12 protein-coding genes are annotated in these 12238 nt (G+C 38.7%); all 12 read left to right on the top strand.

Annotated features, from left to right (window positions below):
- The first annotated feature begins 100 nt into the window (after window positions 1-100).
- The 12 genes from atpF to ACFQ3N_RS00170 all read left to right on the top strand — a co-directional run bounded on the left by atpF (window position 101) and on the right by ACFQ3N_RS00170 (window position 12232).
- A complete protein-coding gene (gene atpF / locus ACFQ3N_RS00225) occupies window positions 101-628 on the top strand; it encodes a F0F1 ATP synthase subunit B (RefSeq protein ID WP_390358419.1) in 528 nt (175 codons plus the stop codon).
- Window positions 625-1167 carry a F0F1 ATP synthase subunit delta gene (locus ACFQ3N_RS00220; protein ID WP_390358417.1) on the top strand — a complete coding sequence of 181 codons (543 nt, stop codon included), beginning with the start codon at window positions 625-627 and terminating at the stop codon, window positions 1165-1167. Before atpF ends, ACFQ3N_RS00220 begins: the two co-directional genes overlap by 4 nt.
- Before the next feature lie 93 nt (window positions 1168-1260).
- Window positions 1261-2772 carry a F0F1 ATP synthase subunit alpha gene (atpA, locus tag ACFQ3N_RS00215; protein ID WP_390358415.1) on the top strand — a complete coding sequence of 504 codons (1512 nt, stop codon included), beginning with the start codon at window positions 1261-1263 and terminating at the stop codon, window positions 2770-2772.
- Window positions 2773-2883: 111 nt separating this feature from the next.
- Complete coding sequence (gene atpG / locus ACFQ3N_RS00210) at window positions 2884-3741, top strand: ATP synthase F1 subunit gamma (RefSeq protein ID WP_390358413.1); 858 nt, start codon at window positions 2884-2886, stop codon at window positions 3739-3741.
- A 107-nt stretch (window positions 3742-3848) separates the two neighbouring features.
- On the top strand, window positions 3849-5258 hold the full coding sequence (gene atpD / locus ACFQ3N_RS00205) for a F0F1 ATP synthase subunit beta (protein WP_390358411.1): 1410 nt from the start codon (window positions 3849-3851) through the stop codon (window positions 5256-5258).
- A 119-nt stretch (window positions 5259-5377) separates the two neighbouring features.
- Window positions 5378-5773 carry a F0F1 ATP synthase subunit epsilon gene (locus tag ACFQ3N_RS00200; RefSeq protein WP_390358409.1) on the top strand — a complete coding sequence of 132 codons (396 nt, stop codon included), beginning with the start codon at window positions 5378-5380 and terminating at the stop codon, window positions 5771-5773.
- Between the two features lie 264 nt (window positions 5774-6037).
- The gene (locus tag ACFQ3N_RS00195; protein ID WP_390358407.1) at window positions 6038-6268 is read left to right on the top strand and encodes a DUF1146 family protein; all 231 of its coding nucleotides are present in this window, start codon (window positions 6038-6040) and stop codon (window positions 6266-6268) included.
- A 127-nt stretch (window positions 6269-6395) separates the two neighbouring features.
- Window positions 6396-7109, top strand: coding sequence for a YwmB family TATA-box binding protein (locus ACFQ3N_RS00190; RefSeq protein ID WP_390358405.1), 714 nt, complete (start codon window positions 6396-6398; stop codon window positions 7107-7109).
- Between the two features lie 34 nt (window positions 7110-7143).
- The gene (gene murA / locus ACFQ3N_RS00185; RefSeq protein ID WP_390358403.1) at window positions 7144-8487 is read left to right on the top strand and encodes a UDP-N-acetylglucosamine 1-carboxyvinyltransferase; all 1344 of its coding nucleotides are present in this window, start codon (window positions 7144-7146) and stop codon (window positions 8485-8487) included.
- Window positions 8488-9038: 551 nt separating this feature from the next.
- Window positions 9039-9866 (top strand): M55 family metallopeptidase, encoded by an 828-nt coding sequence (locus ACFQ3N_RS00180; protein WP_390358401.1) that lies wholly within the window; start codon window positions 9039-9041, stop codon window positions 9864-9866.
- A 475-nt stretch (window positions 9867-10341) separates the two neighbouring features.
- Window positions 10342-11274, top strand: coding sequence for an ABC transporter permease (locus ACFQ3N_RS00175; protein WP_390358399.1), 933 nt, complete (start codon window positions 10342-10344; stop codon window positions 11272-11274).
- A gap of 1 nt (window position 11275) precedes the next feature.
- Window positions 11276-12232, top strand: coding sequence for an ABC transporter permease (locus ACFQ3N_RS00170; RefSeq protein WP_390358398.1), 957 nt, complete (start codon window positions 11276-11278; stop codon window positions 12230-12232).
- The last annotated feature ends 6 nt before the right edge of the window (window positions 12233-12238 follow it).

Here is a 12238-nt window from a genome sequence, read left to right as displayed (position 1 = left end):
TCGCCGTTGTTATGCTTTTTACTATTTTTTAAAATGAAGATATAACTGAACTTTGCAATCGTGTAATGTTCTCTAAATGAAGGTGAAAGGAGTGAATTCTGTGCAAGCATTCACTGGATTTTCTACTATAAATGCAGCACTTGGTGGTCTTCATGTTGGAGACATGCTAATGCAGTTATTCTTCTTCGTTATTTTGCTTGTCCTATTGCGTAAGTTCGCATGGGGTCCAGTAATTGGAATGATGCAAAAACGTGAAGAATACGTTGCTGGTGAAATCGAAGCTGCAGAAAAGAGCCGCGCAGAAGCTGAAAAAGCTTCAAAAGAAGCTACAGAACAATTAAAACAAACCAAACAAGAAGCTCAACAAATCATTGAAGATGCAAAGAGTGCTGGTTCTAACCAAGAAAAATCAATCATTGAAAATGCTCACCAAGAAGCAGATCGAATTAAGCAGTCAGCACAAGAAGAAATTCGCAATGAAAAAGAAAAAGCACTTCAAGCACTTCAAGATAAAGTGGCTTCATTATCTGTACTTATAGCAAGTAAAGTAATTGAAAAAGAAATAAGTGCACAGGATCAAGAAGACTTGATCAATGATTACATTAAAGAGGTAGGAGAAGAGCGATGAGTGAAGCAGTAGTTTCCAAACGTTATGCAGAAGCTCTTTTCCAGCTCGGAAATGAAAAAGCTACATTAGAAAAGCTTATAGAAGAATTACACGTTGTACGTGAAGTTTTTCAAAACAATCAGCAACTTTATAAATTCTTGAAGCATCCTAAGGTTAATTATGTGGAAAAGAAACAATTTCTTGATGAAGCGTTTCAAGGATACTCAACAGATGTGTTAAACACAATGAAGCTATTGGTGGAACGTCAACGAGTTGAGATCATCCCATCCACTATTGATCATTTTATTAAATTGGTAAATGATGCAGAAGGAATAGCACAAGCAACCGTATATTCTGTTCGCGAATTATCCGATATGGAAAAACAAGAGCTAGAGAGTAAATTTGCTAAACGGTTTAATAAAAAAGCGATTAAGCTTGAAAATATTGTAGACCCTTCGATTATCGGTGGTGTTAAAATCCGCATGGGCAACACGATTTACGATGGCTCCATTAGTGGAAAACTACGACGTATCGAACGTGACTTTAAACTTGGCAGTTAAGAAAGGTTAAAACTATCTTACCTGCTTAAGGCTTTCGCTACCTGCGATAAGCCAAGTTTTCTAACGAACAAATGATGATAGGGGTGAAATGGTATGAGCATCAAAGCTGAAGAAATCAGTACACTGATTAAGCAGCAAATCGAGCGGTTTGACTCGGATATAGAAGTAAGTGATGTCGGGACGGTTATTGAAGTCGGTGACGGTATCGCACGTGCTCATGGTCTTGATGATGTCATGGCCGGAGAGCTTGTTGAATTTTCAAACGGTGTTATGGGTATGGCGCAAAACCTTGAGGAATCCAACGTTGGTATTGTTATCTTAGGGCCATACACAGGTATTAGAGAAGGCGATGAAGTTCGTCGCACAGGCAGAATTATGCAAGTACCTGTTGGGGAGGAACTACTAGGTAGAGTAGTAAACCCACTTGGTCAAACAATTGACGGAAGAGGTCCAGCAGAAACGACTAAAACTCGTCCCATTGAAGGAGCTGCTCCTGGGGTAATGGATCGTAAATCAGTTGATGAACCATTACAGACAGGGATTAAAGCGATTGACGCACTTGTGCCAATCGGTCGTGGCCAGCGTGAACTTATTATTGGTGACCGTCAAACAGGTAAAACAACTGTAGCAGTAGATACCATCATTAATCAAAAAGATCAGGATATGATTTGTATTTACGTTGCAATTGGACAAAAAGAATCAACTGTCCGTGGAACAGTGGAAACATTCCGTCGCCACGGTGCATTAGATAATACGATTGTAGTAACTGCTGGTGCATCAGATCCAGCTCCATTATTATACCTAGCTCCATATGCAGGTGTAACAATGGGTGAAGAATTTATGTATAACGGTAAACATGTTCTTGTTGTATATGATGACTTATCAAAACAAGCAACAGCATATCGTGAACTTTCTTTACTTTTGCGTCGTCCTCCAGGTCGTGAAGCATTCCCAGGGGATGTATTCTACTTGCACTCACGTTTACTAGAGCGTGCAGCTAAGTTAAGCGATGCTTTAGGTGGCGGTTCATTAACAGCACTACCATTTGTTGAAACACAAGCAGGTGATATCGGTGCATATATTCCAACGAACGTAATCTCGATCACGGATGGACAAATCTTCTTACAATCAGATTTATTCTTCTCAGGTGTACGTCCAGCAATTAACGCAGGACTTTCGGTATCTCGTGTTGGTGGTTCCGCACAGATCAAAGCGATGAAAAAGGTTGCAGGTACATTACGTCTTGACCTTGCATCATTCCGTGAACTAGAAGCATTCGCGCAATTTGGTTCTGACCTTGATAAAGCAACACAGGCGAAACTAAATCGTGGGGAACGTACAGTTGAAGTACTAAAACAAGGATTGCATAAACCATTAGTTGTTGAAAAACAAGTTATGATTATTTATGCACTAACAAAAGGCTTCTTAGATGATATTCCTGTAGAAGATATTACTCGCTTCGAAACGGAAATGAACATCTGGTTAGATGAGAACCGTAAAGAACTACTAGCATCTATCCGCGATACTGGTAACCTTCCAGAAGCAGATGATATGAATGATGCAGTAGAATCATTTAAGAAAACATTCTTACCAACTGGAGCATAAAATCAAAGCGTAGGCAACTGTTCAGCGGCGTAAAGACTGGACTTGCCGAACGTGATTCGTAATAAAATTCGTAACACGCAACCTTTTACCAAGAAAGGGTGGTGAAAAAGCTTGGCATCACTAAAAGATATTAAAAATAGAATTGATTCGACAACGAAAACGAAACAAATTACCAAAGCTATGGAAATGGTTTCTGCTTCCAAAATGAGTAAAGCAGAAATGAATGCTCGTGCATTTGTACCATATAGTGAAAAGATTCAGGAAGTTGTTGCAAGTATTGCTAATAATAATACGGATGCAAGTCATCCCATGCTTGAAAAACGTAATGTGAAAAAGGCAGGTTATCTTGTCGTTACTTCTGATCGTGGTTTAGCAGGTGCTTATAATAGTAGTATTTTAAAAAGATTACTTCAAACGATCCAGGACCGACATAGCTCTCCTGAAGAATATACAATTATTACTATTGGAAGAATGGGTTATGAATTCTGCAAGAAGCGTGACATGCCAGTTGCTAAGAGTATCTTAGGACTAGCGGATCAACCTAATTTTGCAGACATTAAGGAACTGGCAGCTGAGACGGTTCAGATGTTTAGTGATGAAGAAATTGATGAACTAAGTATTGTTTACAATCACTATATAAGTGCCATCTCGCAAGAAGTTACCACAACTAAAATCCTGCCGATAACAAATATGGAAGATGCTGGTTCAGGTAGTCAGTATGAATATGAACCAGACCAAGAACAGATTTTAGAAGTGCTTTTACCACAATATGCCGAAAGTTTAATTTATGGTGCATTGTTAGACGGTAAAGCAAGTGAACACGCAGCACGAATGACTGCAATGCGTAGTGCAACAGATAATGCCGAAGACTTAATTGATGATTTAACATTATCTTATAACCGCGCACGCCAAGCAGCTATTACACAAGAGATCACTGAAATTGTAGGCGGGGTAGCTGCATTAGAATAGTACGCTGACCTATCGATTTAAGTGTTTAAGTATAAGAAAAACGTCATCAATTACGAAGAAAGACTATGTAAGCAGCGTTTTTCTAAAGTTAGTTAGGAGGGAAATCGATGAGCAAAGGACACGTTACACAAGTTATGGGACCTGTTGTCGACGTAAAATTCGAAGACAGCCAGCTTCCAGAAATTTATAACGCATTAGTTGTCCATCAATCTGATGATAGTGCTGAAGGAAGTATTGATCTTACTTTAGAAGTAGCACTTCATTTAGGTGACAATTCTGTACGTACCATCGCCATGGGATCAACTGATGGTATTAAACGTGGTATGACAGTAGAAAATTTAGGACGTGCTATTACAGTTCCTGTTGGTGAGGTAACATTAGGCCGTGTATTTAACGTACTAGGTGAGAACATTGACCTTGATGAACCATTAGCGAAAGATATACGACTGGATCCAATCCACCGTGAAGCACCCAAATTTGAAAACCTTGCGACAGACACAGAAATTTTAGAAACTGGTATTAAAGTTGTTGACCTTTTAGCACCATACATTAAAGGTGGTAAAATCGGTTTATTTGGTGGTGCCGGTGTTGGTAAAACGGTACTTATCCAAGAATTAATTAACAACATTGCTCAAGAGCACGGTGGTATATCCGTATTCGCCGGTGTTGGTGAGCGTACACGTGAAGGTAACGACCTTTACTATGAAATGAAAGATTCAGGTGTTATTACAAAAACGGCAATGGTATTTGGTCAGATGAACGAGCCACCTGGAGCACGTATGCGTGTTGCACTTACAGGCTTAACCATGGCTGAATATTTCCGTGACGAAGAAGGACAAGACGTGTTGTTCTTTGTTGATAACATTTATCGTTTCACTCAAGCAGGTTCTGAGGTATCCGCGCTTCTAGGCCGTATGCCATCTGCCGTTGGTTACCAGCCAACACTTGCAACAGAGATGGGACAATTACAAGAGCGAATCACATCAACTGATAAAGGTTCTGTAACGTCAATCCAGGCGATTTACGTACCTGCCGATGACTATACGGATCCTGCTCCTGCGACAACATTCGCTCACTTAGATGCAACAACAAACTTAGATCGTAAACTATCTGAGCAAGGTATCTACCCAGCGGTGGATCCATTAGCTTCCACATCACGCGCACTAGATCCTGAGGTTGTTGGTGATGAGCATTATGAAGTAGCACGTGAAGTTCAACGTACACTTCAACGATATAAAGAATTACAGGATATTATTGCAATCCTTGGTATGGATGAATTATCGGATGAAGATAAACAAACCGTATCTCGTGCACGTCGTATCCAGTTTTTCCTATCACAAAATTTCCACGTAGCTGAGCAGTTTACAGGACAAAAAGGTTCTTATGTACCTGTTAGTGAAACAGTAAGTGGTTTTAAACAAATTCTTGATGGTAAATATGATGACCTACCAGAGGATGCATTCCGTCTAGTAGGACGCATTGAAGATGTAATTGAAAAAGCAAAAGGTATGGAATAATAACGAAGACATACGGTAGAAGTGTAGGTATAGGGATAATCCTTATATGTACGAAGGCCATTAGGGTGTTTTGCAATGTCAAGCACTCTAAGGATCTACCAGTCTGAGGAGGGGTTACATTGAAAACACTAATTGTGAGTGTTGTTACTCCTGATGGTCCAGTGTTGGAAGATAGTTTTGAAATGGTTAGCTGTAAAGCAGAAAATGGGGAGCTCGGTATCTTACCAGGGCATATTCCATTAGTCGCTCCATTAACAATCAGCGCAGTACGATTAAAGCGTGAAAATGATGAACAGCGACTTGCTGTAAATGGCGGATTTTTGGAGGTTCGACCAGATAAAGTGACCATCCTGGCACAATCTGCTGAGAAACCTTCAGAAATAAATGTTGATCGTGCACAAGAAGCAAAGTCACGAGCAGAGCAACGTCTTCAGACTAAACAAGATAACATCGACTTCCAAAGGGCAGAATTAGCACTCAAACGCGCAATGAACCGATTAGATATCATAAGGTAAATCATTGAAAAATCTCTTGTAACATATGTTGCGAGGGGTTTTTTGCGCTTTAGTGTAGTCAAATTTACAGTATCAATCATATTTAATGTCGATATTTCCCGGGAAATGAATTATTTTCTGGATTATTTCAATAGGGTAAATTACATAAGCTTCTCCATTCAACTCCGCCTAACACACCAATTAATTGACATTTCCCATCGGACGTGGCAAAGTATCAGTAGTGAAAAGAGCAAATAAATTACGAATATAAATAAGGTGGTTCTCATGTTTTCAATTGGACAATTAGCTGTTACAAGTATGATATCGCATTTACTATTTATTTTTATTACGTGGAGAATTGTACAGACAATAAATTTCGATCCACTAATAAGAAAAGGTCATGGAACAGAAGCTAAAATTCTTTTAATGTTCATAACGATTGTAGTTGGTGCTGGAGTAAGTAGGTTTTTCCTTGAATTCTTGCAATGGTCACAAGATCTTCTCTATTTATTCTAATTGCCGGGGTAATACTCCCGGTCATGATTGTAAACTAGTATTCTATTAAAATATTATATGGAAACGTATAACAGATAATTCTTCCGTTCATACTGTAGATACAGAAATGAACAGGGAGGATTTTTTTATGAGAAAATCTGCTATTATGGTACTTTTACTATTATTACTACCGAATGAAACCATGGCCAATCATACGCAATCAGATGAATTAATAGATATGACTGCATTTGTTACGAGTGAGGATCTTGCTGTAGAGGAATGGCAAGTCACCATAAAGGAACAAATGGAAAGAGAAAAAGTAAAAAAAGTTATCGAAGAATTAAAAAATAGATATAATGGCACTGTTGCAGAAGATGAAAACATAATAGAATATTCATTTAGGGACGTACACAATTCGGTGGGGATTATCGAACATTATAAAGTGTTGATACCAAAAGATGAAAACTACCAATCTGAGATCAATGTACTTATAGAAGGTAAGGCATGGAATGAATCTATTAAAGAGTCATATGTTTCAAGGAAACACGACATATTAAATCAATATTTTACAATGTCTGCTAAAATATTTTCTTGTCTGACAACTATAGATCATGGTATAATCAATAGTGTTTATTTTATTCAAAAAATAAAACAACAGTTTGGTTTACAACATGTAACGACACAAAATGACACAGTAGAAAATTCAATGCATAAAAATATAGTTTACGGGTACACACCAATGTGGTCGGAAAAGATTACGATCACAGACAAACCGGTTAACTTTCAACTAGTAGTTACAGCAACAGAAAATGGAAAATCAAATTACACGATAGGAACACCTATCCTAATAGATGAATATTAATATAGTGAAATTGGATCTGAAGGAGATTTGTAATATGGAAAAAATCATCGTAAGAGGCGGGCAGCAATTAACTGGTACCGTAAATGTAGAAGGTGCTAAAAATGCCGTCCTACCAGTCATAACGGCTAGTATTCTTGCAAGTGAAGGTAAGAGTCTTATTACCGATGTTCCTGTCCTAGCTGATGTTTATACGATTAATGAAGTTTTACGAAATATGAATGCAAACGTACAATTTGAAAATAATGCAGTGGCAGTTGATGCTTCAAAAAAGTTAAAAACGGAGGCGCCATTCGAATATGTGCGTAAGATGAGGGCATCTGTATTAGTTTTAGGACCACTTTTGGCTCGATATGGTCATGCAAATGTTGCGATGCCAGGTGGTTGTGCAATAGGTTCACGTCCAATTGATTTACATTTAAAAGGTTTTGAAGCAATGGGGGCAGATGTGCATGTCGGTAACGGCTTTGTAGAAGTAGAAGTTGACGGCCGCTTACAAGGTGCGAAAATCTATCTAGATATGCCAAGTGTAGGGGCTACAGAGAATATTATGATGGCTGCAACACTTGCTGAAGGTAAAACAATTATAGAAAATTGCGCAAAAGAACCAGAAATAGTTGATTTAGCTAACTTCTTAAATAAAATGGGTGCTAAAGTAATAGGTGCAGGTACGGAAACGATTAAAATCACAGGTGTGGAAAAGCTTCACGGTGCAGAACATGCAATTATTCCCGACAGGGTAGAAGCTGGAACGTTTATGGTTGCAGCAGCCATCACAGGTGGAAATGTGCTAATTGAAAATGCAGTTAGTGAACATTTGCGTTCTGTGATTTCCAAACTCGAGGAAATGGGCGTTACGATTATGGAAGAAAACAATGGATTACGTGTTATTGGTCCCAAAGAGTTGAAGGCAACAGATATTAAAACTCTACCACATCCAGGTTTTCCAACTGACATGCAATCACAGATGATGTCCTTAATGTTATGTGCACAAGGCACAAGTGTGATTACCGAAACCGTATTTGAAAATCGTTTTATGCATGTAGAAGAATTTCGTAGAATGAACGCTAAAATGAAAATCGAAGGCCGTAGTGTGATTATCGAGGGTGGTTGTGACCTCCAAGGAGCAGAAGTTGCTGCAACAGATTTACGAGCTGCCGCTGCGTTAATTTTAGCTGGTCTTTATGCAGATGGCTTAACACATGTAACAGAGCTTAAGCATCTAGATCGTGGCTATGTAAACTTAGCTGGAAAATTAGCTTCTTTAGGAGCTGATATTGAACGAGTGGATGAAAATGGTGACGTTGTTGGACCTTTTGTACAAGTAGAAGAAATGGATATTCAACCAAATAGAATGGTAGCTGAATTCTCTAAAATATAAAATAAACGGATATTAATCACGTATATGAATTCTCAAAACAGATGGGCAATTATGCTCATCTGTTTTTTAACGAGCTTTTAATCCCTCATTGAAAAATGCTCGACTTTTAATAAGGCTGTTTTCGTAAAGATTGTTTTTTGAGAGATTAGATATAAAATACGCCGTAACTTGAGATGATGGTTGGTACTTTTACTCGCTCTGGAAATACACTAGGTTTTTCGCGAGCGATAGCAGAGCACTGATCGTGTTTTCAAGTTACGTCGCAATTTATAGCAACAATGAAGATGGCGTGCGAAAACGACTTTTAATAACAAAAAAGCTATGGTAAAATAAAAATATCAAATCGATTTAAAGACTACTATTCAACTAAACTATTTTGTAGGTTTGGCATAATCTATTATTTTAATTTTCGTAAAATTGTGACACATGTTGGTTACCAGGTGTAATAAACAATAGTAAAAATGCACCACTGAACAACCATGTATCTTATGGTAAGATGAAAGAATATTACTAATACTAAGATCATTAATGAGAATAAAGGGGAGTACATCATGAAGCTATATGTTTCTGTAGACATGGAAGGTATTACAGGATTACCGGATCATACATATGTAGATTCAAAAAAGCATAATTATGAAAGAGCACGCAAGATCATGACAGATGAAACAAATTATGTAATTGATGCAGCGTATAAAAGCGGCTGTGAAGAAATTCTGGTAAATGATAGCCACTCAAAAATGAATAATATTTTGATAGACCAATTACATACAGAAGCTAGATTAATAACTGGTGAAGTAAAACCTCTATCTATGATGCAAGGGCTTGACGCAACCTACGAAGGTGCCATCTTTGTTGGATATCATGCTCGTGCAGGTCAATTTGGCGTGATGTCACATGCGATGGTTCATGCAGTAAGAAACTTTTTTATAAACGATAAACCGATTGGAGAACTGGGGTTTAACGCTTATGTTGCAGGATATTTCGGTGTGCCGATTTTAATGGTTGCAGGGGACGATCAAGCTTGTAAAGAAGCAGAGGAACTTATTCCGAATATTACAACCGCAGCGGTGAAGGAATCGATATCACGATCTTCAGTAAAAAGCTTGACACCGAAAAAGGCCGGTGAACTTTTAACAACTAAAGTAACAGAAGCGTTCGAAAATCGTGCGAATGTGCAAGCACTTACACCACCAGATAAACCAGTAATAAAAATTGAATTTAGCAATCATGGTCAGGCCGAGTGGGCCAATCTGATGCCAGGTACCGAAATAGAACCTGGAACAACAATTGTAAAATACCAAGCTAAAGATATACTAGAAGCGTATCAGGCGATGCTTGTCATGACAGAATTAGCGGCGAATACCACGTTTTCAACCTAATTACTTGATATTTATAGACACACTATAGCTCTGCCATTGGTGTTTAGCTCAGACTTTTTATACGGAAAGAACTGATACGTATTGTTGGTTCTGTGAATATAAATTTCTAAGATTATCACTATTAGGTCTTGGCTTAAATCAAGACATTACAATGATTATGTGAAGTATAAAAATTAGCTGTGAACAATTGGTTGTAAGGCTTAGACACGTCCAGCTTAAACGCCCAACTACTAGTGGACTTCCCTCACCTTCATGCGATAAGTTAACGAAATCGATTTACTTAGCATAAGGAGGCCCGACTAAAAGCGGGCTCTTGGCCCAATGACGGCATCCCCCTATGAAGGGCATGTTTCATTTTGGATGTTCGACTAAAATCGCCGATTTGCGCGGCAACGCCGAACCACCGCGATGCGCGGGCGAGTCCATACGTCGCTACCGGGTGCTTCTAGCTTTTGTTCATGACTGGAGGAAAATCATGCTACAATACATACTAAAACGGTTACTTATAATGGTTGTGACCTTATGGATTATCGTTACACTTACATTTGTGCTGATGGTAACTATTCCTGGTTCTCCACTTAACGAGGAGCGAGGAACTAATGAAACGGTACAACGAAATTTAGAAGCACATTATAATTTAGATGAACCTTACCATGTTCAATATTTACTTTATTTGAAATCGATTGCTACATTCGAATTTGGTCCATCGATCAAGCAACCCACACAGACGGTAAATGATTTGCTCGGACGGGGATTTCCTATCTCGTTTGAACTAGGTATTATTACGATTATTTTCGCTGTTGTATCCGGAATTATTCTAGGAATAGTAGCGGCCCTACGACACAATGGTGTCATTGATTATATGGCAATGAGTTTTGCTGTGTTGGGAATTTCGATACCGAACTTTGTGCTAGCAACATTACTGATTCAGCAGTTAGCTGTAAATACAGGAATTTTCCCGGTGGCTACCTGGTCAAGTCCTGCTCATATGGTACTCCCTGTACTTGCCTTAGCAACAGGACCCATGGCGATTATCGCGAGACTGACTCGTTCAACCATGATTGAAGTTCTGACACAGGATTATATTAAAATGGCTCGTGCAAAAGGGCTATCACCTTGGAAAATAGTCTTCAAGCATGCTTTGAAAAATGCGTTGATGCCAGTTGTTACCATCATGGGTACACTATTAGCTGGAATTTTAACAGGAACATTTGTTATCGAAAAAATATTCGCTATACCTGGAATGGGGCAGTATTTTGTCGAAAGTATCAATCAGCGCGATTATCCTGTAATCATGGGAACTACTGTGTTCTATAGTGCCTTTCTCATTTTCATGCTTTTCTTAGTTGATATAGCATATGGCATATTGGATCCGCGTATTAAAGTACACAAAAAGGGAGGAGAATAAGATGAAACCAGCAAACAAGATGAATGTACCTCATTCTCCGACCGAAGTACCGAATGACTGGTTTAAATGGAAGGAAAAGGATAAGGGTGCTGCCGAAAACGTTTCAAGGCCGTCATTGTCTTATTGGCAAGATGCTTGGAAACGCCTTATCAAAAATAAATTGGCGATGGCCGGACTAATATTTTTAATATTACTAGGGATAATGGCCATTTTGGGTCCAATTCTATCACCATATTCGGTTAAGGATCAGAATCTACCAAATCAGTTTCAGTCACCATCTGGAGCGCATTGGTTTGGTACAGATTCATTAGGCCGTGACGTGTTTACCAGAACATGGTACGGGGCAAGAATATCCCTATTTGTAGGCTTAATGGCAGCTTTAATAGATTTCTTTATTGGGATCATCTATGGTGGAATTTCCGGCTATAAAGGTGGTCGCACGGATAACATCATGATGCGTATTATCGAAATATTATATGGACTTCCATATCTCTTAGTTGTCATTCTATTATTAGTAGTTATGGGACCAAGTTTAACAACGATCATTGTTGCCTTAACGGTAACAGGATGGGTAGGAATGGCCCGAATTGTGCGGGGGCAAGTATTACAGATTAAAAACTATGAATTTGTTCTCGCCTCTAAATCATTTGGAACGAAAACAGCACGAATTATCCGAAAAAATTTACTCCCTAATACGATGGGGCCAATTATTGTGCAAATGACGTTAACAGTACCAACAGCTATCTTTGCAGAAGCATTTCTAAGCTTTCTAGGATTAGGTATTCAATCGCCTTTTGCAAGCTGGGGTGTTATGGCTAACGATTCATTAGGTGCAATTCTATCTGGATACTGGTGGACATTGTTCTTCCCGGCGTTTTTCATTTCATTTACAATGTTTGCATTTAACGTATTAGGTGATGGACTTCAGGATGCACTCGATCCGAAGTTAAGGAAGTAGGTGATA

This window comes from Virgibacillus byunsanensis, assembly GCF_042675965.1.
Taxonomy (GTDB): domain Bacteria; phylum Bacillota; class Bacilli; order Bacillales; family Amphibacillaceae; genus Virgibacillus_R; species Virgibacillus_R byunsanensis.
The sequence above is the reverse complement of the archived record's forward strand: the minus strand, read 5'-3'. Positions and strand labels throughout refer to the sequence as shown.